The 26409-nt window shown below is 38.6% G+C and carries 27 protein-coding genes; 7 read left to right on the top strand and 20 right to left on the bottom strand.

Annotated features, from left to right (window positions below; translation table 11 throughout):
* Positions 1–27: 27 nt before the first annotated feature.
* From murC to CVD27_RS22275, 6 genes are all read right to left on the bottom strand, one after another.
* Positions 28–1326, bottom strand: coding sequence for a UDP-N-acetylmuramate--L-alanine ligase (gene murC / locus CVD27_RS22300; RefSeq protein ID WP_101650579.1), 1299 nt, complete (start codon positions 1324–1326; stop codon positions 28–30).
* 188 nt (positions 1327–1514) lie between these two features.
* The gene (locus tag CVD27_RS22295; protein ID WP_257984459.1) at positions 1515–4070 is read right to left on the bottom strand and encodes a DNA translocase FtsK; all 2556 of its coding nucleotides are present in this window, start codon (positions 4068–4070) and stop codon (positions 1515–1517) included.
* A 156-nt stretch (positions 4071–4226) separates the two neighbouring features.
* Positions 4227–5015: a DUF1444 domain-containing protein gene (locus CVD27_RS22290; protein WP_101650623.1), complete on the bottom strand. Its 789-nt coding sequence runs from the start codon at positions 5013–5015 to the stop codon at positions 4227–4229.
* 91 nt (positions 5016–5106) lie between these two features.
* Positions 5107–5421, bottom strand: a complete 315-nt coding sequence (locus CVD27_RS22285) for a thioredoxin family protein (RefSeq protein ID WP_101650575.1) — start codon at positions 5419–5421, stop codon at positions 5107–5109.
* Between the two features lie 142 nt (positions 5422–5563).
* Entirely contained in the window at positions 5564–6088 is a 525-nt protein-coding gene (locus CVD27_RS22280) for a DUF84 family protein (protein WP_101650620.1), read from the bottom strand.
* Between the two features lie 56 nt (positions 6089–6144).
* Positions 6145–7218, bottom strand: a complete 1074-nt coding sequence (locus CVD27_RS22275; protein WP_101650573.1) for a M42 family metallopeptidase — start codon at positions 7216–7218, stop codon at positions 6145–6147.
* Positions 7219–7430: 212 nt separating this feature from the next.
* Here CVD27_RS22275 and CVD27_RS22270 point away from each other — a divergent pair, with 212 nt between their 5' ends.
* Positions 7431–7760: a hypothetical protein gene (locus tag CVD27_RS22270; protein ID WP_101650571.1), complete on the top strand. Its 330-nt coding sequence runs from the start codon at positions 7431–7433 to the stop codon at positions 7758–7760.
* Positions 7761–7807: 47 nt separating this feature from the next.
* Here the strand turns inward: CVD27_RS22270 and CVD27_RS22265 are convergent, their stop codons facing one another.
* Positions 7808–8650, bottom strand: a complete 843-nt coding sequence (locus CVD27_RS22265) for a YtnP family quorum-quenching lactonase (RefSeq protein WP_101650569.1) — start codon at positions 8648–8650, stop codon at positions 7808–7810.
* Positions 8651–8743: 93 nt separating this feature from the next.
* A complete protein-coding gene (trmB, locus tag CVD27_RS22260; protein WP_101650568.1) occupies positions 8744–9385 on the bottom strand; it encodes a tRNA (guanosine(46)-N7)-methyltransferase TrmB in 642 nt (213 codons plus the stop codon).
* A gap of 162 nt (positions 9386–9547) precedes the next feature.
* Between trmB and CVD27_RS22255 the strand changes: the two genes are divergently transcribed.
* Complete coding sequence (locus tag CVD27_RS22255) at positions 9548–9826, top strand: YtzH-like family protein (protein WP_101650566.1); 279 nt, start codon at positions 9548–9550, stop codon at positions 9824–9826.
* Here CVD27_RS22255 and CVD27_RS22250 read toward each other — a convergent pair whose 3' ends face one another.
* From CVD27_RS22250 to thpR, 4 genes are all read right to left on the bottom strand, one after another.
* Positions 9827–10600, bottom strand: coding sequence for a phosphotransferase family protein (locus CVD27_RS22250; RefSeq protein WP_101650564.1), 774 nt, complete (start codon positions 10598–10600; stop codon positions 9827–9829).
* A gap of 209 nt (positions 10601–10809) precedes the next feature.
* Positions 10810–12945: a type I pullulanase gene (gene pulA / locus CVD27_RS22245; protein ID WP_101650562.1), complete on the bottom strand. Its 2136-nt coding sequence runs from the start codon at positions 12943–12945 to the stop codon at positions 10810–10812.
* Positions 12946–13124: 179 nt separating this feature from the next.
* Positions 13125–13331, bottom strand: a complete 207-nt coding sequence (locus tag CVD27_RS22240) for a hypothetical protein (protein ID WP_101650561.1) — start codon at positions 13329–13331, stop codon at positions 13125–13127.
* A 25-nt stretch (positions 13332–13356) separates the two neighbouring features.
* Complete coding sequence (thpR, locus tag CVD27_RS22235) at positions 13357–13926, bottom strand: RNA 2',3'-cyclic phosphodiesterase (protein ID WP_101650559.1); 570 nt, start codon at positions 13924–13926, stop codon at positions 13357–13359.
* 149 nt (positions 13927–14075) lie between these two features.
* On the opposite strand from thpR, the gene cysK reads away from it, so the two are divergent.
* The 3 genes from cysK (at position 14076) to CVD27_RS22220 (ending at position 17193) form a co-directional block, all read left to right on the top strand.
* The gene (gene cysK, locus CVD27_RS22230; protein ID WP_101650556.1) at positions 14076–15005 is read left to right on the top strand and encodes a cysteine synthase A; all 930 of its coding nucleotides are present in this window, start codon (positions 14076–14078) and stop codon (positions 15003–15005) included.
* A gap of 413 nt (positions 15006–15418) precedes the next feature.
* Positions 15419–15640: a DeoR family transcriptional regulator gene (locus CVD27_RS22225; protein ID WP_007086548.1), complete on the top strand. Its 222-nt coding sequence runs from the start codon at positions 15419–15421 to the stop codon at positions 15638–15640.
* Between the two features lie 194 nt (positions 15641–15834).
* Positions 15835–17193, top strand: a complete 1359-nt coding sequence (locus CVD27_RS22220; protein ID WP_101650554.1) for an amino acid permease — start codon at positions 15835–15837, stop codon at positions 17191–17193.
* Between the two features lie 37 nt (positions 17194–17230).
* Here the strand turns inward: CVD27_RS22220 and CVD27_RS22215 are convergent, their stop codons facing one another.
* On the bottom strand, positions 17231–18115 hold the full coding sequence (locus CVD27_RS22215; protein ID WP_101650552.1) for a LysR family transcriptional regulator: 885 nt from the start codon (positions 18113–18115) through the stop codon (positions 17231–17233).
* 130 nt (positions 18116–18245) lie between these two features.
* Here CVD27_RS22215 and CVD27_RS22210 point away from each other — a divergent pair, with 130 nt between their 5' ends.
* Positions 18246–20240 (top strand): YhgE/Pip family protein, encoded by a 1995-nt coding sequence (locus CVD27_RS22210; RefSeq protein WP_101650550.1) that lies wholly within the window; start codon positions 18246–18248, stop codon positions 20238–20240.
* Here the strand turns inward: CVD27_RS22210 and CVD27_RS22205 are convergent.
* The 6 genes from CVD27_RS22205 to CVD27_RS22180 form a co-directional block, all read right to left on the bottom strand.
* Positions 20218–20454 carry a hypothetical protein gene (locus CVD27_RS22205; RefSeq protein WP_101650548.1) on the bottom strand — a complete coding sequence of 79 codons (237 nt, stop codon included), beginning with the start codon at positions 20452–20454 and terminating at the stop codon, positions 20218–20220. The genes CVD27_RS22210 and CVD27_RS22205 overlap by 23 nt on opposite strands.
* 38 nt (positions 20455–20492) lie before the next feature.
* The gene (locus CVD27_RS22200) at positions 20493–20831 is read right to left on the bottom strand and encodes an ArsR/SmtB family transcription factor (RefSeq protein ID WP_101650546.1); all 339 of its coding nucleotides are present in this window, start codon (positions 20829–20831) and stop codon (positions 20493–20495) included.
* Entirely contained in the window at positions 20832–21257 is a 426-nt protein-coding gene (locus CVD27_RS22195) for an SRPBCC family protein (RefSeq protein WP_101650544.1), read from the bottom strand. It lies immediately after the preceding gene.
* A gap of 127 nt (positions 21258–21384) precedes the next feature.
* Complete coding sequence (gene speD, locus CVD27_RS22190; protein WP_101650542.1) at positions 21385–22194, bottom strand: adenosylmethionine decarboxylase; 810 nt, start codon at positions 22192–22194, stop codon at positions 21385–21387.
* 123 nt (positions 22195–22317) lie between these two features.
* Positions 22318–23037 carry a pseudouridine synthase gene (locus tag CVD27_RS22185; RefSeq protein WP_101650540.1) on the bottom strand — a complete coding sequence of 240 codons (720 nt, stop codon included), beginning with the start codon at positions 23035–23037 and terminating at the stop codon, positions 22318–22320.
* Complete coding sequence (locus CVD27_RS22180) at positions 23024–24658, bottom strand: putative polysaccharide biosynthesis protein (RefSeq protein WP_101650538.1); 1635 nt, start codon at positions 24656–24658, stop codon at positions 23024–23026. The genes CVD27_RS22185 and CVD27_RS22180 overlap by 14 nt, the downstream gene beginning before the upstream one ends.
* 201 nt (positions 24659–24859) lie before the next feature.
* On the opposite strand from CVD27_RS22180, the gene CVD27_RS22175 reads away from it, so the two are divergent.
* A complete protein-coding gene (locus CVD27_RS22175) occupies positions 24860–26134 on the top strand; it encodes a BaiN/RdsA family NAD(P)/FAD-dependent oxidoreductase (RefSeq protein ID WP_101650534.1) in 1275 nt (424 codons plus the stop codon).
* 9 nt (positions 26135–26143) lie between these two features.
* On the opposite strand, the gene CVD27_RS22170 is transcribed toward CVD27_RS22175, so the two are convergent.
* A complete protein-coding gene (locus tag CVD27_RS22170) occupies positions 26144–26329 on the bottom strand; it encodes a sporulation protein Cse60 (RefSeq protein WP_101650532.1) in 186 nt (61 codons plus the stop codon).
* Positions 26330–26409 lie beyond the last annotated feature (80 nt).

The following is a 26409-nucleotide window of genomic DNA, read 5'->3' as shown; positions in this document are numbered from 1 at the left end:
CTGGCATCCTTTTTATGTTTTCTTTTTTTACGAGAGTTGTTTTTCATAGGACTCTTGGAATTTTTGAATGTCGCCTGCACCCATGAATATAATAACACTGTTATCATGATTGTTTAAAACAGCGGTATTCTCTTCAGAAAGTACTTTAGAGCCCTCAATTTTATCTTGCAGGTCTTTAATTGTCAGCTTGCCGTGATTTTCTCTGGCAGACCCAAAAATTTCACACAGATAGGTTTTATCAGCTTGTCGTAAGCTTTCAGCAAAATCCTCCAAGAAGGCTTGAGTCCGTGTAAAGGTATGCGGCTGAAAAACTGCAACAATTTCTTTATCTGGATATTTTTGCTTAGCTGCATCAATTGTCGCCCTAATTTCTGTTGGATGATGGGCATAGTCATCAATCAAAATCTGCGTCCCAACTCTCTTTTCAGAGAATCTTCTTTTAACACCTTGGAAGGTTTGAAGACGTTCCTTAACCACTTCCACGTCGATTTCCTCGTAGTGACATACACCGATGACAGATAGTGCATTTAGTACACTATGATCACCAAAGGTCGGTATCGAAAAATTGTCATAGTAGGTATTTCGAATAAACACATCAAAGCTTGTTCCATGAGTGGTCTTCACTATGTTCTTGGCTTGATAGTCATTTTCTTCACCAAAGCCATAGAATAGAACGGGCACCTTGGCTTGGATTTTTTGAAGCTGCTCATCGTCTCCATACGCAAAGATCCCTTTTTTAACCTGGACTGCCATCTCTTGAAAGGCAGAAAAAACGTCCTCAATATTGGCAAAATAATCCGGATGGTCAAAGTCAATGTTTGTCATAATCGCATAATCAGGAAAGTACGATAAGAAATGTCTTCTGTATTCGCAAGCTTCAAAGACAAAATACTCTGCCCCTTCCTCGCCCTTACCTGTTCCATCACCAATTAAAAAGGATGTTGGTTTTGCCCCAGCGATTACATGAGAAAGCAATCCTGTCGTTGATGTTTTTCCGTGCGCACCAGTTATGGCGATGCTTGTAAAGTTCTGCATGAAATCGCCTAAAAAACGATGGTACCGAATGATAGGAAGTCCAAGTTTCATTGCCTCTTGTATTTCCTCATGGGTATCAGGAAAAGCATTTCCTGCAATAATTGTCATGCCTGGCTTAATATTTTCCTTCTGGAAGGGAAGAATGGTGATCCCTGATTGTTCGAGAGCCAGTTGTGTAAAAAAGCGCTTTTCGACATCGGAGCCTTGCACCTGAAACTTCATATCATGAAGAACTTGTGCCAGCGCACTCATTCCAGACCCCTTTATACCTACAAAATGGTAAATAGTCATAGAAGAACCTCCAACCAACGTAATACTGTTAAACAGTATATGAAATCTGTCTGCATTTGCTAATCAGTATGTAAGCACACGTTGTTTTATTATTATAAGAAATCATTTTAATATTATAGCACTGTTCAGGAATAAAAACTATTTGTTGTAACTTACTATTTTTGGTATCTAACCATTTTTAAAAATTATTAGTCTTGCATTGCTTGTAAATCAGCCTCTGTGATTAAAACTTCACGTGCTTTACTTCCATTTGCCCCGGTGATATACCCGTTTTGTTCAAGCATATCCATTAATCTTGCTGCTCGATTATATCCAATTTTAAAGCGCCTCTGTAAGCTTGATGTAGAAGCACCGCCATTGTTTACGATAAATTCACAGGCATCGTAAAACAATTCATCCTCGTCTTCGGTAATTTGTGCCTTTTTTAGCAGTTCTTCCTGCTCAAATAAGTAGTCAGGCTCTTGCTGCTCTCTCACATGTGCAACGACAAGATCAATTTCGTCATCCGAGACAAAGGTTCCTTGCAGTCGGACAGGTTTAGATGCACCATTCTCTAAAAATAGCATATCACCACGGCCAAGGAGTCTCTCTGCCCCACTTATATCTATAATTGTCCGTGAATCCACTTGAGAAGAAACAGAAAAGGCAATCCGTGTTGGAATATTCGCCTTAATTAATCCTGTAATAACATCGACAGATGGTCTTTGCGTTGCCACAATCAAGTGTATGCCGCAAGCCCTAGCTTTTTGAGCAATCCGGCATATAGCTTCCTCCACATCAGCAGGCGACATCATCATTAAATCGGCCAGCTCATCTATAATGATTACAATGAATGGCAATTTATCAGAGTATCGTTTATGGTGAACAGCTAATTCGTTGAAACGGTTAATATCACGAACTCCTGTATGGGCAAAAAGTTCATAGCGACGCTCCATTTCATCAACTGCCCACTTCAATGCCGCTGTTGCAGCCTTTACATCGGTTATAACAGGGCTGACTAGGTGTGGAATCGAATTATAAGGTGCAAGCTCTACCATCTTAGGGTCAATAAGCAAGAGTTTTAACTCCTCCGGACGAGCCTTATATAACAGACTAATCAAAATCGAGTTAATACATACACTCTTTCCTGATCCAGTTGCTCCGGCAATAAGGCCATGCGGCATTTTTTTTAAATCCGTAACAATTGGTTTCCCTGCAATATCAAGTCCTAGTACAGCTGTTAACGGTGAGGCGGACTCTTTAAAAACCTTACTTCCGATAATTTCATTTATTAAAACCGGTCTTGATTTTTGGTTTGGCACTTCAATTCCAATCGTATGTTTTCCGGGGATTGGAGCCTCAATTCGGATATCCCGTGCCGCAAGGCTTAATTTAATATCATCACTTAAATTAGTTATTTTATTTACTTTCACACCCGGTTCCGGCTGTACTTCAAAGCGGGTAACTGACGGACCCTGGGTCACATTGACTACACTTGCCCCTACATTAAAATTCTTTAGTGTTTGGTTTAATAGCTCCTTTTGCCCTTCAATCCAAGCTGAATCAAGCACTTCAGTGACAGGGGGGCTTAACAAATTGGTCTTTGGAAGAACATATAAACCATCGTGCTGTTCCTCATTTTGAACTTGCTCAATCATGGATGGCCTTTCTTTAACCGGGACTTCTTTCTCTTCAGTTTTCGCTTTTTGTCCCAGCAGCTCTTGTTCGTACTCCCTTTTCCGCTTTCTTTCTTCCCATTTCTGTTTATCCTGCTTGAGCATCATAACATTAAAAGGCAATCGGGACCGTGTTGGTGAAGAAGTTTCTACTTTCGAACGTTCCTCTACAATCTCTTCTGTCTGCCCAGCATGGCTATCCTCTATCCCAAAAGGAAGTGTATTCATTGATACTTGCTGATGTTCTTCAGAAGAGATTTCGCGTACGACTACTTGATTATCGACTCTCTCAAGTGGATACATATCACCTTCTGTTACAACATTATCCACAAAGGAAATTTCATCTGCTTCAGCCAAATTCTTCTTCTCTGAGCCCTCATCAGCCACCGCTGGATAGCTTATTTCAAAAATAGGTTCAATCGCTTGAACAGAATTAGTATCGCCTTGTACTGGGGGAATCGTGCCTTCTACAACCACTGTTGTTTGAATAATCCTGTTGTGATCCCTATGGTGTGTAATTTCAACCTGTTCGTTATTAATTGTGTCATCTGCCAGATGGTGCTTTGTCTCATAACCTTTTTCCAACAAGACATCAAGTTCATCATCTAAAAACCTGCTTAATTCATGCTCAACAACAGCTGTTATCTTTTGGGGACGATTAAACCCAAAAACAGGCGAAGGTATCTCTGTCGGTTGAAATGGACCGCGCGGGCGGGATTTTTGTTCTTTTGTGTTTGTATGTATCGTTGGCAATTCCGTTGTAATTTTTGGATTTTCCACTAAGCTACTTTTGTTAGGGAGATCCTCTAACCGCTTCGAACGCTTTTTTCCCTGCCTTTGATTTAACTTTTCAGCTATTGGTGCTTGATTTAGCTTTTTTGGCCTTGGGGCTTGATTTAACCTTTCAGACTTTGGTGTGATATGGCCGCCCTTTGGATATTGATAGGCTATTCTGGCATCCAAATCCTTTATGCTATCATATTGATTAGTAGAAACCTGTTCCCCTGATTCCTTATGAAGGATATAATCAGTAATTTTTTCTTCCTCTTCTTTCCTTAACTTTTGGAAAAAGTTTTGGATCCAGCTCAAAACTATCACTCTTTCTTGTTCATCTATCATTCTATTTTATCAGTTTTTCTTATTTTATCGACACAATTCTCAAGAATGAGTCGAATTATGTTCAAATTGGATACATTAGGAAGGTTACCATGAAAAAAGACCACTTGATGTGATCCCTTTCATGATTCATTTATTTTTACCTAAAATAAAAATTGGCTCCAATTCACCGTCCTCATATAAAAACGACAAGGCAGTAATCGGTACTCTTCCATTCGCAAAAAAGCTCATGGCCATTTGGGCAATAACATCATAGCCCCTATCATTTCGTATATCAGCAATAATTAACACATCCTGATGAGGAACAGCTAGTACCATTGTTCCTGTGATTCGCTTCTCCATCTCATGAAGAAATCCCTTATTTAAGATTCTGCTGGCATCATAGCCATCATTGGTGTTAAGGAAATAAAAGATATTCCCGGCGACTTGATCTTCCTTTACTGGAGTGGATAGGGACCTTACATTAAATAAGGCCATTTCTTTTATACTGTTAGCGCTCCAACCTTCTTTTTCCATCATCCGCGCATCAATCAATCGATAGGATTTTCCCATATCAATTGCATAATAAATTTTTGTCTCTGCAGTATGTTCTTCTGCTAGGAATGGGACCCCTTCTTCTGCTTCAGCTGGAAATGATGCTGACCGTATAACAGGAAAAATCTTTTTTACCTGTTCTTTTAAATCAGCAGCATCATCCATGGCACGCAGACCTTCTTGAACATAATAAATAATTTCATCGATTGCCTTTTCTTTTTCAACATGCCATTTGGCGATTATTCCTGGTAATCCGATCGTGATTCCTTTACCGGTCGATTTACTTTCCACTCGAAGCTGATCCTTTTCCCTGTCATAAGAAATTAGTCTATCGTCTTCCGCCAAACGTGACTCTAGTTTCTGGCGCATGAGTCTACTGTCCATTTTCATGTGATACTCCTCCTGATAAGAAGATTATTCTATTTTACTAAAAAAACCCCTTCTCTTAAAGTGAGACAGGGGTTTTTGAGCTCTATTATTTCAATTCAGAAATAAATGCTTCAATTTCTTCTTGTGTTTTCCGGTCTTTACTTACAAAGCGGCCAAGCTCTTTTCCGTTCTCGTAGGCAATAAAGCTTGGTATTCCATATACGTCTACTCGCTGACATAAATCAATAAATTGATCGCGGTCAACATGAATAAATGTATATTCTTTAAACTTCTCTTCAATCTCCGGTAATGCTGGCTCTATAAAACGGCAATCTCCACACCATTCTGCAGAAAACATAAAAATGGTTTTATCCTGATCCCGCAGCTGCTCAAATTGCTCGAGTGATTCTAAATTTTTCAAATTGAACGCCCCCGTCTAATTTTAATTCGAAACTTGCTCCCTTTGTTAAGTTTCCATACAAATCATAACAATATTCTCTTTACACCGTCCAATGTTATGCACAATTGCAGAACGCATTTAATTGTCCATCTTAAACTAAAAGCTAGAAGTTGCTTTTTATGTTTGAATAATAGGAAAATTGCCCAACTAAAAGAGTTGTCAAATGTGTAAACATGTCCACTCGATTGACTAGGCCATTTGTAAAAATGCCAACTGCCCCTTCTTGTTTCCTAACATTTTTCTTTTTAGCATAATCATCCATAACTGGTCCTAATTCCTCGCCTGCTCTAAGTCTAGCAGCCACTTCTTCCGGTAAAAGAAATCTTGCTCCACCGGCAATTAACGGTTCCATACCATTCGCAGCGAGCGCCCCCCAGTTACACAATAATAATCCATGGCTAGTCTCCTGCACACCGCCTTCTAGACCAATACCAATCTCACCATTTCCTTGTGCAAGTGCACCTTTAGCACGATTAATAGCACCTTGAATGGTTTCTTCATCAGAAAAAGGCTGCTCTTTTACACCTGATGGAATATCTAATGACATGAATTCACAGTCCATTTTTGAGAAGCTATTTTGAACGGCTGTAATTTTTGCTGGATTCTTTGATCCGATTATTATTCTCATTTTGGATTCTCCCTTTTTTAAATGAAAAGGAGGCATGATAACATGCCTCTTAAAGGTTAGCTGTTTGATTTAATGGTATCTACCGTTGTCTGGTCGCATGCTTTAACGAGTTTTACCAATAATTCTTTGGCAGCTGCATAATCATCAATATGGATGATTGAAGCATGTGTATGAATATAACGGGAACATATCCCAACCACTGCACTCGGTACACCTTCATTGGTTAAATGGACCCGTCCAGCATCTGTCCCACCCTGTGAGACAAAATATTGATAGGGAATTTGGTGTGTTTCAGCCGTATCAAGCACAAATTCGCGCATGCCTCGATGAGTAACCATGGAACGGTCAAGGATGCGGAGCAACGTACCCTTTCCTAGCTGACCAAATTCTGTTTTATCCCCTGTCATATCATTTGCCGGACTGGCGTCAAGGGCAAAAAAGATATCCGGCTTAATCATATTGGAAGCGGTTTGAGCCCCTCGTAAACCCACTTCCTCTTGAACGGTTGCCCCGGAATAAAGAGTATTAGGCAATGTAGCATCTGTAAGCTCTTGGAGCAGTTCAATTGCAAGTCCACAGCCGTATCGATTATCCCATGCTTTTGCTAAAATTTTCTTTTCATTAGCCATCGGAGTAAATGGGCAAATTGGAAGGATTGCCTGCCCCGGTTTAATACCGATTCGTTCAGCATCTTCTCGATTATCAGCACCAATATCAATCAACATATTCTTTATTTCCATAGGTTTATTTTTCTTTGATTCATCTAATAAATGCGGTGGAATAGAACCAACAACACCAATAACTGGACCATTCTTTGTCATGACTTGGACACGCTGGGCTAGGAGTACTTGACTCCACCAGCCGCCAAGCGGCTGAAAGCGGATCATTCCATTTTCCGTAATGGCCGTTACCATGAATCCCACTTCATCCATATGTCCTGCAACCATTACTCTTGGTCCTTGTTGTTTTCCTTTCTTTACACCAAAGATACTTCCCAAGTTATCTTGAACAATTTCATCTGAGTATAACGACAGCTGTTCTCTCATAAAATTTCTTACTAAGTGCTCATTCCCAGGTGCCCCTGGCAGCTCTGTTAATGTTTGAAAAAGCTTTAATGTTTGTTCATTCATGTTTAGTTTAGACTCCTTTTATGTATTTAGTTAGGACACTGCTTTCTTAGTCCTACCACTCTGAGTTATATGCGGAGATTGGCTCTTCATGTATATTTTACAGAATCCTCTCATTTGTTACCAACAATTCATTTTCATACAGTATTATTATCCACTTAACATTAAATACGGTATACTGAGAGTAGAATCTTTTCTCATTTGGAGGTGGACAAATGAATTGGAAGACTTTTTTCTTAGGTGCGGCGGTTGGTATGATTAGCGGATATATGACGAAGGAAATCCTTTGCCAAAACACGAATGTAACACCGGAAAAGGTTTTAGGGGCGGTAAAAAAACAATTTAAACAAAATGGCCCCATTAGCGGCTCATGGATCCATATGACGTCAGAGCCTTATGAAAAAAACCTAATTACCTATAATGTATATAAAGGCGGAATCTCGCAAAATCACCAAGGGTTGAACGAACAATTTGAATTTATTGCAGATGCAAAGACAGGGGCATTGTTAGAAGTAACCCCTTTTTCAAATGAACCTAGTTTATAAAGTAAAAAATTTGCCGCATCCACATAAGGGATACGGCTTTTTTATCTTTATTGTTTCCTTTTTATACTGTCAACCATCTGCTTACCGTCAGCATCCCATTTTACAGCTCTGTAAAAAGCATCATGATAGAAAGTAAACCAAGCATTTTTTGCAAGACCTAGGCTAAGCCACTTTTGCTTAGCGGCAATAGAAGTCATTGGATAGTCGTCATAAGCCATAACCCATAATACATTTTGATGAACGTGTGTGGCCATCAGGTCTGCCATATGAATGGCTATTTCCCCCTCGTCTTCGATAAGAAGAATCGAATGCCCATCACTATGACTGCCCGTATGAACCATCGTAATGGCTTCTAATTCCCATTTTTCTTCAAAAGGAACTACTTGAGTTTCAATGGCTTCCCAGTTCTCTTTCCAATATGTATTTTTTGAGCGGATATTGGGTCTTCGCATTTCGTCCCACTCCACTTGAGAAGTGATGATTTTGGCATTAGGAAAGGACGAAATATACGTTCCATCCACATACTTGGTCAGTCCACAGGCATGGTCAAAATGCAGATGGGTCATTAAAACATAATCAATATCTTCAGGAGTTAACCCTAATAGTTCAAATGAGGCCTCTAGCTCGGATTCTTTTGTAACCCCATAATTTCTTAATTGTTTCTCCGTTAATTTCCCCATTCCTAAACCAGATTCCACTAAAATATTTTTCCCATTCATTTGAATAAAAATCGGATCGGTTGGGAGTTCAATTTGATTCTTCTCATTTGCTGGATATTTTTTTGACCATAGCCCTTTGGGAACAACCCCAAACATGGCACCACCATCCATATTGGTAACTCCGCCAGTTAACCAAGTTAGAGAAACACTTCCAATTTTCAACGTTTCCATTCCATCTCCCCCTTTCTCTCTATATTAGCATTATCTGGATTTTGGATGAAATAAAAAAGACAGCATCCATAAAGGAAACTGTCAAAAAATAAGTTAGTTTTGATATTTTACTTCACACCGGTAAATCCTTTGTCCCCGTTCAGAAAATTTCTGCTCATATTCTGTCATGATGTTGCCTTCATATCCACTCTTATGGAAATCAAGACTCACATATTTCAATAATAAGCCATAAGCAGAAAAACTCATTAGAGAGTATTCAAATAATCCTTGATTATCGGTTTTAAAATGAATCTCACCGCCATCAACCAATATATTTTCATAAAGCTTTAAGAAATCCTTATAGGTTAATCTTCTTTTTTCATGACGGGTCTTTGGCCATGGATCCGAGAAATTTAAATAAATCCGATCCACATCATTTTTTGTAAAGTATTTATCTAATTCCGCTGCATTTACATTTAAAAGCTTAAGATTTGGTAAGTCCGCTTCAATCAGCCGATCCAATGCCGCGACAATTACGCTGTCGTATAGCTCGATTCCGATATAATTAATGTCAGGATTGGCCTTCGCCATTCCTGTTACAAATTGACCTTTTCCTGTTCCCACTTCAATATGAAGCGGCTGGTCTTTTTCGAAAGCCTCATGCCATTTACCTTTTAAGTTTTCCGGTTCGGCAACGACATACTGCGGATGCTGCTCTAGTTTTTCCTTTGCCCAAGGTTTATGTCTAAGTCTCATTTTGACACTCCTAAAAAAGTTATCTTTCCAAAGATACCATGCAGGTCTTCTTCTTGCAAGTCGAAACTAAATGGAAAAAAGGTTCGCGTATAAAGAGAAAAAGAATCCACAACCTAACTGTGAATTCCTTTTTCTACTTCCACTTTGAAAGGATGTGCTTATATGCCATTAAGTCATGGTGACCAAGTAACACTGCTAAAAGATATTTTAAACAATCACCAAACTGATTGCTGTGGGTCCGTATCGGAATGTGAACAATTAGAACGCTTAGTAAAATCCCTTATGGTAAACACCCAAATTGACGGGAATGTAAAAAATATCCTGCAGGAAGTATATCAATACAGTCAAAATGGAACTCAATCCTCTGATTTAGATCAACATATCTTATCTAATCAAGAAAACTTATCGCAATGGGTTAATGATATTGACCAATTTTCGTAATTAGAGGATATTGCGTAAAAAATCAATCCATTTATTCATTTCTTCAAAACGATTTTTATTTTTATACCATTGAATAGAAGACAAGGTTTGAATGGTCACGTACCATTTCATTCTCAGCTTTAAATGATTGGTAAGCTCTTTCCCGTAAAGATTTAACCAATCTTCCCAATTTTCTTCTGGAATGTACCAGTAAAGAAGCAGTCCTAAATCAATGGCAGGGTCAGCAATCATTGCTCCGTCCCAATCAATCAAATACAACTGGTTGTCTTCTGAAAGCAGCCAGTTGTTATGGTTGACATCACCATGACAAACTACTTTCTCATCACAATAAACATTTAAAGCTTCCTCTTTAAGAAAACTGATCGCCTTTTGCGTTTCAGCTAACGAAACTACCTCTTCATCCAACTCGTTAACGATCGACTGTAAAATTGGCTCTGGATTTACCGGAGAATTCTCCAACCGGCTCAACATTCCAAGCATTGGTTCAGAACAGTGTATTTTCTTTAGCAATCTGGCAACACTCTCTTGGTTCATTTCAGAGGGATTTAACTCCCGTCCAGGAAGCCATTGCTGCGCTGTTATAACATCTCCATTTTCCAATCGTCTTGTCCACACAAGCTTTGGGACAATCCCCTCTGCTGATAGTACTGCAAGGAATGGAGAGGAATTCCGCTTTAAAAAAAGCCTTTGGTCTTGATATTCTGCATAAAAGGCTTCTCCTGTTTTGCCTCCAGCTGGGGTTATTTCCCACTCTTGTCCTAGTAAATGTTCCAAAATTGCTCACCTTCAATTTATGCCGTTCTAATGGGCTTATTCCCCTGAAAATGCGGGTAAAACCTGTGCTGCAGGAAGGTTTATTAACCACAATTATAACAATAGTCTTTTTTTAAACAAAAAAAAAGCTATTGAAACCATTGCACACAATAGCCATCTTAATAAATTTTATCTCCTATGCCCATTTGCCGTCAAGTCATCTTGAAAAACTATTTTTTTAGCAAAACATTTAATGAAATAGAATCTATTATGAGTTCATTGGTCTTTATCGATTCCGCGGGGGATATTCCTGCAAATTGATCATTGGCTAGAATCTCCCATTCCCCATTAGGGAGAGTAATCTTTTGTATTTTGGATGCCGGATTGATCACAAGGATGATTTCACACCCAGGTGTCTGATATAAACATCCTAAAACAGGAGCAGGAAAAGACAGCGCTTGTATATGCGAACGTATCTCTTCACTAGTTCTCATTCGAAAACAAGAAAATTCCTGGCGAATTTTAATCAGTCCCTTAATGTACTCCACATTCTCTATATACCTGCTTTTTCGTTCCCAATCCAATTGGTTAATCGAATCAGGTGATCGATAGCTATTGCCATCTCCCTGCTTTGTACGGAAGAACTCCTGTCCACTGTGTAAAAACGGGATACCCTGTGATAGTAAGACGATTCCCGTAGCAAGGCGATGGTATTTTTTTCGAATCGAAGAATCAAACTCTGAATAACAACCTTTAAGTTTATCCCAAAGTGTATGGTTATCATGACATTCCACATAATTAACCGATTGATAAGGCTGATTAAAGAGACGGGCACCTTTCTTTGTTAAACCAATACTGCCAGTTATAGCCTCAATGGCGGCATCTACCAAATGCTCATTCCCTAAAGCATAGCCTTTATCAAATAAATTAAATGTACTGCCTTTAATAACATCTCTAAATTTATCATTAAACTGCCCAATTTGAGGCATTTTTGCCTGATTTACAATGGTTGCCTTTTGGGCTGCAGGCAAGGGCGTATTGAGGTTCCAGCCTTCGCCTATTATAATGATTCCTCTTGATTGGGCTTCACAAATTTTTCTAACCTCATTCATCGTCGTTACATCTAAAATTCCCATTAAATCAAATCGAAATCCATCTATATGATATTCTTCAAGCCAAAACATGATGGAATCAAGGATAAACTTCCGCACCATCCTCCGCTCGGAGGCAATGTCATTTCCAACACCGGTTCCATTGGAGGGCAATCCAATTTCGTTATGACGAAAATAATATCCCGGGACAATTTTTTCAAAAGAGGATTGTTCACGGATATAGACATGATTGAAAACTACGTCCATAATGACTCCAAGGCCAATACTGTGAATCTGCTCGATTAATATTTTTAACTCATTGATTCGGGAATAAGGATTTGATGGATCGGTTGCATAACTTCCCTCAGGAGTATTGAAATGGAGGGGATTATATCCCCAGTTGTAATGTTTTGCTGGGTTTAACTCGTCAACTCCGGCATAATCATTAAACGGGAGAAATTCTATATGGGTAACTCCTAGTTCTTTTACATAAGATAAACCAGTCGGCTCCCCATCCTCACCTTTAGTGTCAAGCTCGCCAGCACCTAAATATAAACCTCTATGCTTAACACCGCTATTTTTATGGATCGTAAAATCCCTAATATGCGTTTCATAAATAATGGCATCGACTGGGTTTTCTAATCGTATTAGATTCCGTTTGGGCTTGGATGTCTTCTCAAGCTTCACCACAACCCCCTGCTCCCCATTGGCGGTTACCGCCTTGACATATGGGTCTACTGCCTCCCGCCATTCTTGATTCACAAGAACAAGAAAGCTATATTGATAAAATTCCAAATTACGATTAAGACAAACAGACCAAACGCCGTTATCCTCCCGTTTCATCTTAACGATTTCTGCATAACCATTGGCTGGTGGACGTAATTTTAATTTAACTCCCGTTGCAGTCGGTGCCCATAGTTTAAAACTGGTCTGTCCTGTAGGAAAGGTAACCCCAAGATCATCCCCTGTATAATAAAATTTCTCATCAAAAGGTTCGGTCCGTATGACTGCACCAATTTGCAAATCCGTTTTCCCGCCATGTTCATCAAATATCCAATAGGGTTTACCAAAAGTTATTTCTCCCTCAAACTGACAAATATATTTAACGTGATCTTCAATCTCAGTCTTTTCAACAATGTCTAGTTGCGTTTTAACAGCATCTGTTATCATGTGAAATTCGGATGACCATCCGTGGTGATATGAATAGGGAAGAAGAATAGTAACGATGTTCATATCATCTAAGTAAGCAAAAAAATTCCTGTCAGCAGAATTCATTCGAATCCCTCTCCTTCAGTTCAACTTCTTCCTTCCCGCGACTTCTAGATAACACCTCTAAGGCTCTCGCTTGAAGGTGAATCGAAAGTGGGGTGTATCCGATATGCTCCCCGTCAGCATGACATATTGTTTAATAGGTGATTGGATGGTAGGTTTTTCCCTCTATACATTTTTACTCTTTAATATATATGCTTTTTCCTGTTAATTGATAAATCAATTGTTGCAGTTTTATAGGTAAATACATTTTTAAATAAAAAGTAGACATAAACAAGCCTGCCCAATGATAGTTTATTTAACCATGCCTTAATTAGAGATTGGTTTACCTCACGAGAGATCGCAGTATCAAATCCGACACCCAGATTATTGATAAAATAAATTGGATTCATAAAACCCCACTTTACATTCAAATGTCTATGATTGCAATGGGAATATGGTAATCGCTTCATATTTGGGTGTTTGGTTAAGATGTGTTTGATAAACGACTACCTCTTGCGCATGGAAATTGAGTGGTTCGGGCTGTAATTCCCCCCAAACCTTTAATAAGTCCTCTTGGAATTCATACGGCTCTTTCCATTTTCTTGCTAAGGTAATATGAGGTTTAAACGGCCGGGTTTCAAGTTGGAAACCGGCTGTTTCGCAAGCTGAATATACCTTTTTTCTTATACAATTCAACTCTTCACTGCTTTCTGTATCTGCCCAAAAAACTCGGGGAGAATCTTTCTTCCCAAAAATTCCTAGTTTATTTATTTTCAATGTAAATGACTCCTCATTTTTTAAAGCCTTTTTAACATAGTTTTCAGCCTTCTTAAGTTTTTCTGGTTCTGCAGACCCTAAAAAAGCTAACGTAATATGTAAGTCCATATGATGAACCCATTTGCTAAAAGGAATGTCTTGTTTTAATCTTTCGATATGGTTCTTCATAGTTAGTTTTGTTTCTTCAGGGATTCTTACAGCAAAGAAAAAATGTGGTCGTTGATTCATTTTTTTCACCTAGTCTTTTTTTTCATTTTAGTCTATTTTCTCCAAATTGTATCTACTGTCAAACCGTTTATTAAGCGATATTTTTTACAATCCTTTTTATTTTCTTTATGATGAAATTAAAAATAAATTTTTCTAGAAAGGGAAGCGCAATGAAAATAGTTAACAATATAGCAGAATTGATCGGAGAAACGCCACTTGTAAAACTTAATCGGTTAGCTCCAAATCGGGGTGCCTCTGTTTATTTGAAGCTTGAATTTTTCAATCCCAGCAAAAGTGTCAAGGATCGTGCGGCTTACAATATGATTATCGAAGCTGAAAAAAGCGGAAGATTGAAAAAAGGATCGACCATTATTGAACCTACTAGTGGCAATACTGGGATAGGAATTGCCATGAATGCTGCTGCGAGAGGTTATCAATCCATCATTATTATGCCTGATACGATGACTAAAGAACGCATCAATCTATTAAAGGCATATGGCGCAAAAGTAGTCCTAACACCAGGAGATAAAAAGATGCAGGGTGCCATTGAAAAAGCATTAGAACTAGCAAACGAAATACCCAATAGTTTTATCCCGATGCAATTTGAAAACGAAGCAAACCCGGATGCCCACAGACACTCTACTGCAATTGAGATTATCGAGGCCATGAAGGAAATCGGTAAACCACTCTCCGCTTTCGTTGCAACCGCTGGGACCGGTGGAACAATTACAGGAACAGGTGAAACATTAAAAGCGCATTATCAGGGATTATCCGTACATGTTGTTGAACCGAAGGGCTCACCCGTTTTATCAGGTGGTAAACCTGGTAAACATAAACTTGTGGGCACAAGCCCTGGTTTTATACCAAAAACTCTTAATGAAAATGTATACGATGAGATTCATCAAATTACTGATGAAGATGCTTATGAGATAACAAGAAGATTGGCCAAAGAGGAAGGGATTTTGGTTGGTCCATCTTCAGGAGCTGCTTGTTTTGCGGCCATTGAGGTGGCAAAGCGATTATCAAAAGATGACGTTGTAGTATGCATTGCCTGTGATACAGGAGAACGATACTTATCAAGTGATTTATTCAGTTACTAATTTGCTGCATGGAGAAAAAGGCGTGTTTATGTGAACCACGTCTTTTTTATTATTCAATTATTCTGTTCACATAAAAATCTATATTTTTACTAAAAATTCAAACAATTTATCATAAACCAAGGACCTCTCCCCATATTCTATAGTATGAAATCATTTAGGAGGCGATAAAAGTAGGCGTTTCCCACAAATTACCGGTAAATATTTTGTAAACTTTACTATATTGGTAGAAATTTTCTGAAATTATGGGTACAATAAGGTTAGATGTATGACATCTAAGTATCCACAGGAACATTCCATTAAAGGAGATGTCTGCGCGGAAAAGAAACTACATATTTCTTGAAGAGTAATCTTCAAATAGGCTGTCGGTAGCTGGATTAAGCCATAGGTTTGAAATTAGGATAGGGAGTGGTTCTTTGAAACCTTCAACTAACCGGATGTTAAACCGCATCAAATGTATCTACATGTTTATTCGTAATAACGGCACTGTCACGACCCAGGAACTTGTAGAGGAATTTGGTATCACTCCTCGCACCATACAACGAGATTTAAATGTCTTAGCCTATAATGACTTGGTCATAAGCCCAAGCCGCGGAAAATGGACAACAACACAAAAGAAAGTGAAGATGTCATCTTAATAACAAAATAATTTTAATGCATCATCATAAGAAAGCACACGAACCAATCGTGTGCTTTTTACTGTATTAAAGAGCAATTCGGCTCAGCAAATCTTCTAATCTATTTGACAAGAATAATAAATATGATATATTAATATAGAAAAACACTTTAGTACTTAAAAGCGTTTAAGCAAAAGAGAAAAGTAGGTACTTATATGAAAAAAAATCAGCATCAGAATTTACAAAAGGGGCTCCTTCCAAGGCACGTCCAGTTTATTGCCCTGGCTGGGATGATTGGAACTGGTATTTTTAAAGGCAGCTCCGATACTTTAAATATGGCCGGACCTAGTGTAATTGTAGCCTATTTAATCGGTGGATTATTACTTTTTATTATTATGGCCGCATTGGGCGAAATGGCAATTGCTTATCCCAATCTAAATGTTCAGCATTTAGTTAACAAGGCTTTTGGATTCCAAATTTCCTATATAGTCGGATGGTTATACTGGATCAATTGGACACTGGTTACGGTAGTTGAATTATTAGCTGCTGGAAGCTTTCTTCAATTTTGGTTCCCTGCCCTTCCATTATGGCTGTTAAGCTTTCTATGTGCGGTTGTTATCGTGGGCATCAATTTATTCCAGGTAAAATATTATGGAGAGCTGGAATTTTGGTTTGCCGGCATCAAAATTATTGCCTTAGTTGCCTTTATCGTCCTAGGATTTTTACTCCTTTTAGGATTCATTCCAAGCAATATTCAGGATCCACTCTCAAACTTTACAGCTCATGGCGGCTTTTTTCCACATGGACTAAGTGGAACATTTAGCGCCTTCCTAGTTGTCATGTTTTCTTATGGGGGCGCCGAATTAATTGGCGTTGCTATTACTGAAACCAAGGATGCTGATCGTGTTTTGCCAAAAATTATTAAAGGCGCTGTCTGGCGTGTGATCATCTTTTATGTATTGCCAATTCTAATTATTTGCGGGATGATCCCTTGGAACAAAGTGACTGGTCAGGATAGTCCATTTGTTCAGGTTTTTAGTAGTACAGGGTTACCTGGGGCTGCCCATATTATGAATTTTGTTCTTTTAACAGCTGTCCTTTCCGCAGCAAATTCCGGTATTTATGCCACATCAAGAACATTGTTTTCCATGGCACAAGACGATGTAGCACCAAAAATCCTTGCAAAGGTATCATCTAAAGGAATACCAATTATGGGAATTATGGTTGCAAGTATTTGTATTTTAGCGGCTGTTTATTTGGCGTACTTGACACCAAGCCAGGTTATCGGTTACCTGATGACAATTCCTGGTTTTACGGTCATGATTCTTTGGATGAGCATTTGTGCGGCTCAGTTAAAATTAAGACCGCATTACAAAAATAATCCGGCATTTAAAGTTAAATGGTTCCCATATACATCGATATTTGCATTACTATCACTGGGCATCATTTTTATTGGATTCATATTTAACACAAATAATCTGATTGGGACTTCCGTTTGTCTAGTTACACTCGGCATCTTAATTATACTCTCCTTTATTTATGGAAAACCTGTGAAGAATAAAATATTAGCCTAAGACGGAAGAGGCCAGCATTTAGCTGGCCTTTTATTTTTCACAAAATAATTTTAGAAAAATACTCCGTCACATATCTACGAAAGTGCTGTGCTGTATCAGACAAGTATCGCCTTTTTGACCATCCCAGCCCAATGGTCCTTTGACATTTTGGTCCCACAATTTTTAGTTTATTAGGAAATGGATTGGAATTGTTCAGCCAAGAAATTTCCGGGACAAAAGCCACTCCTAAACCTTGCCTGACCAGATCCCCAATGACACCAGGCTCATCACCTTCAAAAGCAATATTAGGAATAAAACCTGCCTCACGACAAAATTCATCCGTTAAATTTCTAAATCCATAACCAGTATTCATACTAATAAATGACTCATCTTTCACTTCATTAAGAAAAATTTGTTCTTTTGCTGCTAATCGGTGATCTGGAGAAACTACTAGGTAAATTTGTTCCGTCATTAGTGGTTCCCATACTATATCCTCTCCATCGATTTCTACTGATGAAATACAGAAATCAATCTCTGCTTTCTCTAAGAGACTCTTCATAGATGAAGTGGATTCTAGCCTTTGCTGAAATTTAATGTCTGGGAAGTCTTTTAAAAACGAACTCAACAATTGAGGAATAACTCGCGGAATACTAACTGCTAAAGTAATTTGCGTTTGCCCCTTCTCGAGGTGATCCTCAATCTCTCTCCTTCCTTCATTTAATTCTAAAAATACGCGGTTCACACGTTCTAGAAACAATCTTCCATAATGATTTAGTTTCAACTGTCTATTCTTTCTATCAAATAATGGGACACCAAGGTCTTCTTCTAATCGGGCGATTGTTTTGCTTAATGACGGCTGGGCTATTTGCAATGCTTCTGCCGCTTTTGTCATATGCTCAAGTCTTGCAACGGTTTGAAAATACTGTAATTGTAAAAGCTCCATCTTTCATACACCTTCATACTCAAATAGATTTAAAGCTATAATTCCATAATGAATTATATATTATACAATATATAAAATTCCATTTATTATTGTGGTTATGTTATTAAATCATAAATAAAAAGGGGTCATTATGAAGGGATTTAAGTTAGTATTTCGAGATTTAAAAATGATGTGGCATCATAAACACGGAAGAATCGCCTTAATCTTTCTTTTAATTGTGCCATTAATTTATGCGGGTTTCTTTCTCGCAGGTTATTGGAATCCATATGGAAAGTTAGATCAACTTCCAGTCGCAGTGGTTAATTTAGATAAAGGTTCCACAATGGACAAGAAAGCAATTAATGCAGGTCATGACTTTGTTCAAAACCTAAAAGAAAATAAGGACTTAAACTTTCACTTCATATCAGAAAAGAAGGCCAATAAGGGGATAAATGATGGAACTTATTACATGGTGATCACTATTCCTCAGGACTTCTCACAAAAAGTAAGTACCTTAATGGATGAACATCCGGAACCTGCAAAACTTATGTATAAAATAAATCCGGGTAAAAACTATGTTGCTTCCCAAATTAGCACAACGGCAACTGAAAAAATGAAAACGAAAATCGCTAACAGCATAACAAAATCCTATGCTGATGGGGTATTTTCGAAGTTTCAGGAATTAGCAAACGGATTACGTGATGCCGGTAACGGAGCGGCCAAAATTAATAAAGGGACAACAGATGCTAAAAACGGGATGGTCCTGCTCTCAGATGGAGTCCACAGCTTAAATAATGGTGCTGCCCAACTTATGGACGGAAGTCAGCAGCTCACAATCGGTCAGGATAAGTTAACTAAAGGAGTAAACGTCATTAAAGACGGCTCGGCTTCTCTCTCTGACGGCATGTCCAATCTTGCCGCAGGTCATACAAGTCTTGAAACAGGAATAAATAAGTTGGCTCAGAGTACAAAAGAAATCGCTGCCGGACAAGAACAACTGGCCAAAGGGCAAGCTAACATGAAAAATTCTACAGATGACCTAAACAACTCTATTGAACAATTTTTACAACATCATCCTGAACTAACAGATGACGCAGCTTTCCAACAAATTACTGCAAAAGCAGACGGCCTGTCTGTGGCAGCGGATTCGTTGAGTAATGGGCAAAACCAACTGGTTCAAGGGACTTCTCTTTTAGTCCAAGGTGAATCAGAGGTCCAAGACGGAATGCGGCAATTTGGAAGTAAATTGAAGGACGCTGCAAGCGGTGCAACAAAACTTGCAAGTGGAACCGTAGAATTTTCTAACGGATTTACTCAATGGAAACAAGGCTTTACTTCATTAAATAATGGCATCATTGAGCTTGCGAATGGTGGTAACAAACTTGATCAAGGTACAAATCAGTTGGTGGATGGATTGGGGCAATTAAGTGCTGGATCTAATGAACTTGCTGTTAAATTGGATGACGCCGCAAAAAAAACGGCAAGTGTTCATAATACGGACCAATTAACCTCCATGTTTTCAGAGCCTGTGCAGCTAGTTGAATCAGAGGTATCGGATGTACCTAACTATGGGACAGGGATAATGCCATACTTCTTATCTTTAGCATTTTATGTTGGCGGGATTATGGCCGCTAATATTTTGCCGCTAGGCCGCAGACAAGATATCAAGGTCAACGGAACAGTTCATTTTATTAATAAACTTGCACTTAAGTATGTAATAGCATTAATCCAAGTATTATTTGTTGATTTGATTGTCCTTTTTGGCTTTAAAGTAGATGTAGCCAATGTACCTTTGTTTATTTTATCAAGTATTATTGTTTCCTTCACCTTTATGACGTTTATTTTGATGCTGGTAACGGTTTTCGGAGTGGCTGGAAAGTTTATGGCTGTAACCCTGTTAGTTCTACAATTAGCTACCTGCGGCGGTACTTTCCCTGGTGAATTGAGTAATCCTATTCTTAGTAAGATAGGTAATGTTCTTCCTATGGCTCACTCCCTTCGAGGATTCCAGGATGTCATTACACTTGGCGATTGGATGCAACTGCAGCAGCAAATATTCATTCTATTAATTTATTTAATTGCTGCTGCTGTTATTGGCTGGATCACAAGTCATCTACAGCACTCTAAAACTGAAGCTGTCCAATAAAAAAGGCGCTGTTAAATTTGGCTGTTGATTTCCGAATCCAGGCGCTCGCTTTCCGCGGGCGTGCCGGGGAGCCTCCTCGGCGCATTAGCGCCTGTGGGGTCTCCCCTGCCCCGTACTCCCGCAGGAGTCGAGCGCCTTCCTCTCCAATCAACAGAGTATAAAAAACAACAATATCGTTTAACAAAGCCAAAAAAAGACAAAAGGTGATAGCCATTTGGGTATCACCTTTTGTTTTTATATACAATTTTACCTTCAGTTTTCTGAATCCGCATCGTCCGTTTCTAAGAAACGCCCCAATGCACCCAGTTTATTTTCCCAAAATAGTTCAAAATATTGGAGCCAATCTTTTAGTTCAAACAAAGGCGCTGGTTCGAGCTTGTACCTTGTTTCTCTGCCAACCTTCCTCTCCTTTACTAAACCTGCTTCTGATAGTACCTTTAAATGTTTTGAAACAGCAGTCCGGCTAATCGGAAAATGTTGACTAATCGCAGTAACAGGCATTTCCTGGCTGCTAAGAAGTTTTAATAGACTTCGACGGGTTGGGTCAGCAATCGCTTGAAAAACATCATGTTTTGCTGAGGAAGCTGCCATTTATGCCTCAACATATGCTTGAAGTTTTTTCACAAGACCCGCCCAGCCTTGATTCATGTTTTCACGAATTGGAGTATGCGGCGCACCAAATTCAGTAACTTTATTAACATCCCATCCGCCGTGGATTAAAGTTAACTCTGTTTTCTCTTCTAATTCTTTTAATTCAAAGGTTAAGGTCCAGTCTTTTCCCCAATTAAAAGAAAGACGTTTTGGCGGTTCTACATGTGTAACCTTACATGGCGACATACCAAATTGACCTGCATTAATATGAAATTCGTGACCTTCTTCTGCCTTTAAATCATTCGGCATGAACCACGCACTAAGACCCTCAGCCGTTGCCACAGCATCCCATACTTTAGTGATTGGAGCATTATATACGACTGTATATTTAATATCTTCTAATGTAGCTTGTGATTGATTTTCCACTGAAATGCCTCCTAAAATATCGATGAATTACGAAACCATCTGGTTTCACATCTATACTATATAACACCTTTTGGTTTCATGTCAATTACTTTAAAAATGGTAAAAAGAGCTCAGAATGTTTGAGCTCTTAGACAATATTTTTCCCATAAAAGATTTCATCCATTTCAATTTTTAATCTCTCGGTTATTTCAATATGTTCATCAGGGGTTAGTTTTTCTTTGGTATAGCCAAATAAATAGTTATTTAAATCAAACTCTCGGAGTTTACATTTCGTATGAAAGATGTTCTCTTGATAGACATTGACATCAATCATATCAAATAGTTCTCCCACATCTTCAGGGATATAATTCTGAATGGAATTTATTTCATGGTCGATAAAAAGTTTGTGTCCGCTCTTGTCCCGTGTAAAACCACGAACTCGGTAATCAATCGTCATTACATCGGTTTCAAAAGACCTAATTAAATAGTGAAGGGCCTTTAGCGGTGAAATTTCTCCGCAGGTTGAAACGTCAATATCGGCTCTAAAGGTACTGATTCCTTCATCTGGATGAAATTCCGGATATGTATGGACCGTGATATGACTTTTATCTAACTGCATGACTACTGATTCCGGCAGAGGTCCTGGTGATTCCTCAAAGGATTCAGATGGAACATCATGTGTCACGGGCCCTTCTGAAACTAATAAGGTGACACTTGCCCCAGTCGGTTCAAAATCCTGACTAGCTACATTTAATACATGTGCACCAATAATATCTGCCACATTCTTTAAAATCGTTTGCAGCCTCTCCGCACTATATTGTTCATCAATATATTTTAAGTAGGATTCTCGTTCTTCTTTCGTTTTGGTAAAACAAATATCATACATATTAAAACTTAAAGATTTGGTTAGGTTATTGAAGCCGTGTAACTCTATTGCTTGCTCGTGCGTAAGTTTCATGACATTTCCCCCTTAGCAACACTTCTTTATAGCTTATATACATGTAGGTTACCCATTTTTACATTTATCAACCATTCCTTTAAAAACACAAAAAAGCAGCTAGGAGTATAGCTGCTTTTCATCTTATTTCACTTGATACTCCCTTAATAGTTCTACTTCTTCATCGGTTAATTCCCTATATTCACCAAGTTCAAGAGTCTCATCCAACGGAAGCGGGCCCATAGTCATACGTTTCAAATAGACCACTCTTTTCCCCACGGCCTCAAACATTCTTTTTACTTGATGAAACTTGCCTTCCGTAATGGTTAACTCAATATCCGAACGAATTCCGGATTTTAATATTTTTAACTCACCAGGTTTTGTTTCATAGCCATCATCAAGGGTTACCCCTTTGGAAAATGCTTTTACATCTTCTTCAGTCACTTCTCTATCAATTACGGCAAAGTATGTTTTTGGTACATGTTTTTTTGGTGACAATAAACGGTGAGCTAATTGACCATCATTGGTGATCAAGAGCAGCCCCTCTGTATCTTTGTCCAATCTTCCGACCGGAAAAGGCTCATACACTTGATCTTCCAATTCCAACAGGTCAATGACCGTCTCGCATGAATTATCTTCTGTTGCAGACAGCACTCCAGGAGGCTTGTTCATCATTAAATAAATAAATTCTTTGTATTCAATAACTTCCCCATTTAAAGTTACTGTTTGATTTTTTTCATCCACATGGGTTTTTGGATCCTTAACGATTACGTCATCTACTCTTACGGCACCGCTTTTTAAAAGCTGTTTTACTTCTTTACGGCTGCCGTAACCAAGGTTTGCTAACATCTTATCTATTCTCAACGCTTTGCCTCCTTCTTGGCAGCTTAAGTTTAGTGAGAACACGCTCAATTCTGTTTCCGAATAATCGAGTCGCCAGTCCTGATTTTACTCCTAAATAAAAATAGATGGCAGCACCCACGAAGGCACTAACAACTATAATGATGATCGATTGCATTTTGGATGCTGGGGATAAGAACAGCAATAACAACTTATACATGATCTCCGTTCCAGCCCACATACATCCTGCAAAAATAATAATCAGTAAGCTTCTCCGCCATACAAATCGATACCTGTAGCGGGAGAAATATTTGATGACGATTAAATTAATAATAATGGAGGCCGAGTACCCAATAGCTGTTGCCAGGACTGCCCCTCTTGTTTCAAACATGTTTACTAAAGGTATATTGAGAGTTAGTTTAACCAATAGTCCCACCAATAAGCTTAAAATCGTATATCGCTGTTCGTTGATTCCCTGCATGATGGCTGCCGTCACCGAATAAAGGGAAAATAGGATGGCTACGGGTGCATAGGCTCCCAAAACCTGGGTTCCTAGGGCATCATGTTCATAAAAAACCGTGTAAACAGGTTCAGCCAATAACGAAAGACCTATGGCAGCTGGCAGTGTTAAAAATAATAGCACCTGAAAGGTTTGATTTAATTGATGTGTTAAGTTTTCACGGTCATTTTCAATATATGCCTTTGTAATGCTCGGCACTAGGGTTAACGAAAACGCAGTGGCCAAGGAAACTGGAATAATCACAATTTTATGCGATTCAAAGTTCAATATCCCAAAAGCAGTATCAGCTAATTTCTTTGACGTTCCCATTTCTACCAAAGCCTTAGTAAGGGTAAATTGATCAATAAGCTGAAATAATGGATTAGCAATCCCTACAAATACAAAGGGCGCAGCATAGATAAAGATTTCTTTATAAATTTCTTTCAGTGAAATTTGAACAGTTCCTTTGTCTTTTTCTAAAAGTTCATCTAAATATGGCTTCCTTTTATACCAATACCAGAACAGGACGGCTAGGCCTCCGATCGCACCAACAAAGGCAGCAAAAGTGGCAACACTTACGGCCGTTACCATGGACCCGCTTAAAAATTTCAAAACCACATAGGCCCCAGCTAGTGTAAATATAATCCTGACGATTTGTTCAACAACCTGCGATGCAGCAGAAGGCCCCATGGATTGATGTCCCTGAAAATATCCTCTGATTAAACTCATGAAAGGGACAAGAATTAACGCAAAACTAACAGCACGCATGACTGTTACCACATCACCCAATTGACCTTTCCCAGGATTACTCATTTCTGCTAATAAAGGGGCAGCGAGATACATAATTAAAAAAGCTGAAAAACCGGTTAGAGACATCACTACTAATCCGGATTTGAACAATTTCCTGCCAACCGCATATTCTTCAAGTGCATTATATTTGGCAATAAATTTAGAAACAGCCAGTGGTACCCCAGCCGTTGCGATACTTATAAATATGGTGTAAGGGACATATCCGTATGAATAAAGCTGGGTCCCATGTTTTCCAACAATCTGGTAAAACGGTATAACATAAATAAGTCCTATAATTTTAGAAAGTATCGTCCCTAAGGTTAAGATAAACGTTCCTCTTAAAAGCTTTGACTGCATAAAATCCCTTCCTACCCGAAAAGATACGTTAATATATTCACAAGAATAATCGACGTTTTTTGCACACTATTAGTAGTTTACAACTTCTTTTCCTCCGATGCTACTAACAACCGAGTTATTTTACTTAAAAAATGCTTTATTCGTTTTAATTTCACAAGTTATGTTTATAATGAAATGAATACATTAAAGTTGGTGGAAAAAATGGAATACGATTGTATTGTAATAGGCGGCGGGCCATCCGGGTTAATGGCTGCTATTGCTGCTGGTGAAAAAGGGGCAAAGGTTCTCTTAATTGATAAAGGAGACAAGCTGGGGCGAAAACTTGCTATTTCCGGTGGAGGACGCTGCAATGTAACGAATCGGCTGCCGATTGAGGAAATAATCAAACATCTTCCTGGAAACGGGAAATTTTTATATAGTGCTTTTTCCATTTTCAGTAACGAAGATATTATTCGGTTCTTCGAGAAGTTAGGAATTGAATTAAAAGAAGAAGATCATGGGCGAATGTTTCCAGTCAGTAATAAGGCTCAATCAGTAGTTGATGCCCTTTTAGAACAACTGGAGAAACTTCATGTAAAAGTCTACAAAAATAGTCCTGTTGCTGATGTCATCTATGAAAATGGACATGTTTCTGCCGTGCTGCTGAAGGATGGCCAGCAAATTTCAGCTAGTTCAATTGTTATTGCTGTGGGTGGAAAATCGGTGCCCCACACAGGATCTACGGGTGACGGTTATGCTTGGGCTGAAAAAGCAGGACATACCATAACAGAATTGTTCCCTACTGAAGTACCCGTTACGTCAAACGAACCTTTTATTAAAAATAAAACCCTTCAAGGATTATCACTTAGGGATATTAATCTTAGTGTATTAAACCCAAAGGGGAAACCATTGATTTCGCATCGGATGGATATGCTGTTTACCCATTTTGGAGTCAGCGGCCCAGCCGTACTAAGGTGCAGTCAATTTGTCGTTAAGGCATTGAAAAAATGGAATGTAAAAGAAGTGATGATGAGTCTTGATGCCCTTCCAGATAGAAAAGAGGAAGAAATCTTTCAAGAGATTATTAAGCTTGTAAAAGGTGAGCCTAAAAAGAGTATCAAAAATACGTTAAAGGGAATGGTTCCTGAACGGTATCTTTTATTTCTCTTAGAAAAATATGATATCGATCCTTCTGAACAAGGCGGCACCCTATCCAATGAAAAGATCCGTGCTTTTGCACAAGGGTGCAAACAATTTCAATTTAAAGTAAATGGTACCCTCCCTCTTGATAAAGCATTTGTGACAGGCGGTGGTGTAACCGTTAAAGAGATTGAGCCGAAAACCATGGGCTCCAAATTGATGGAGGGTCTATATTTTTGTGGCGAGGTCCTAGATATTCATGGTTACACAGGCGGATACAACATAACATCTGCCTTAGTAACAGGCAGGCTTGCTGGAACCAATGCAGCTTTATCTGCCAAAAAAAATCGGGCGTGAATTTATTCATCACGCCCGGTAAATAATCATTGCCGTAAAACAGTAAATCTGCTCCTCTTCTTCTTCCTCGGTCATTGCAGCTACATTATATTTAATATCGACTAAGCATTGATCATCTAATCCTTTTAAAAATCCATTCATTTCCTTTTCTAAATCTTTTTCATGCTCCCGGTCAAATAACTTTACTTGAATCACAAAACTCTCTCCCTTACTTTTTTCTACTATTATTCTCAATTTTTCTGAATTTTAAAAATAGACATATTTAAAAGTTAAGG

This window comes from Neobacillus cucumis (assembly GCF_002860255.1).
Taxonomy (GTDB): domain Bacteria; phylum Bacillota; class Bacilli; order Bacillales; family Cytobacillaceae; genus Neobacillus; species Neobacillus cucumis_A.
This window is presented reverse-complemented; position numbering and strand designations above follow the sequence as displayed.

Bases quoted from the DNA above. Each gene is read 5' to 3' on its own strand.
- trmB (WP_101650568.1), bottom strand. From the start codon at position 9,385: ATGAGACTTAGACATAAACCTTGGGCAAAGGAAAAACTAGAGCAGCAT.
- CVD27_RS22175 (WP_101650534.1), top strand. From the start codon at position 24,860: ATGGAATACGATTGTATTGTAATAGGCGGCGGGCCATCCGGGTTAATG.
- CVD27_RS22240 (WP_101650561.1), bottom strand. From the start codon at position 13,331: ATGAATCCAATTTATTTTATCAATAATCTGGGTGTCGGATTTGATACT.
- murC (WP_101650579.1), bottom strand. From the start codon at position 1,326: ATGACTATTTACCATTTTGTAGGTATAAAGGGGTCTGGAATGAGTGCG.
- CVD27_RS22255 (WP_101650566.1), top strand. From the start codon at position 9,548: ATGCCATTAAGTCATGGTGACCAAGTAACACTGCTAAAAGATATTTTA.
- thpR (WP_101650559.1), bottom strand. From the start codon at position 13,926: ATGAATCAACGACCACATTTTTTCTTTGCTGTAAGAATCCCTGAAGAA.
- CVD27_RS22270 (WP_101650571.1), top strand. From the start codon at position 7,431: ATGAATTGGAAGACTTTTTTCTTAGGTGCGGCGGTTGGTATGATTAGC.
- CVD27_RS22280 (WP_101650620.1), bottom strand. From the start codon at position 6,088: ATGAGAATAATAATCGGATCAAAGAATCCAGCAAAAATTACAGCCGTT.
- pulA (WP_101650562.1), bottom strand. From the start codon at position 12,945: ATGAATTCTGCTGACAGGAATTTTTTTGCTTACTTAGATGATATGAAC.
- CVD27_RS22220 (WP_101650554.1), top strand. From the start codon at position 15,835: ATGAAAAAAAATCAGCATCAGAATTTACAAAAGGGGCTCCTTCCAAGG.
- CVD27_RS22265 (WP_101650569.1), bottom strand. From the start codon at position 8,650: ATGGAAACGTTGAAAATTGGAAGTGTTTCTCTAACTTGGTTAACTGGC.
- CVD27_RS22205 (WP_101650548.1), bottom strand. From the start codon at position 20,454: ATGGCTATCACCTTTTGTCTTTTTTTGGCTTTGTTAAACGATATTGTT.
- CVD27_RS22275 (WP_101650573.1), bottom strand. From the start codon at position 7,218: ATGAATGAACAAACATTAAAGCTTTTTCAAACATTAACAGAGCTGCCA.
- CVD27_RS22290 (WP_101650623.1), bottom strand. From the start codon at position 5,015: ATGGACAGTAGACTCATGCGCCAGAAACTAGAGTCACGTTTGGCGGAA.
- cysK (WP_101650556.1), top strand. From the start codon at position 14,076: ATGAAAATAGTTAACAATATAGCAGAATTGATCGGAGAAACGCCACTT.
- CVD27_RS22200 (WP_101650546.1), bottom strand. From the start codon at position 20,831: ATGGCAGCTTCCTCAGCAAAACATGATGTTTTTCAAGCGATTGCTGAC.
- speD (WP_101650542.1), bottom strand. From the start codon at position 22,194: ATGAAACTTACGCACGAGCAAGCAATAGAGTTACACGGCTTCAATAAC.
- CVD27_RS22210 (WP_101650550.1), top strand. From the start codon at position 18,246: ATGAAGGGATTTAAGTTAGTATTTCGAGATTTAAAAATGATGTGGCAT.
- CVD27_RS22215 (WP_101650552.1), bottom strand. From the start codon at position 18,115: ATGGAGCTTTTACAATTACAGTATTTTCAAACCGTTGCAAGACTTGAG.
- CVD27_RS22180 (WP_101650538.1), bottom strand. From the start codon at position 24,658: ATGCAGTCAAAGCTTTTAAGAGGAACGTTTATCTTAACCTTAGGGACG.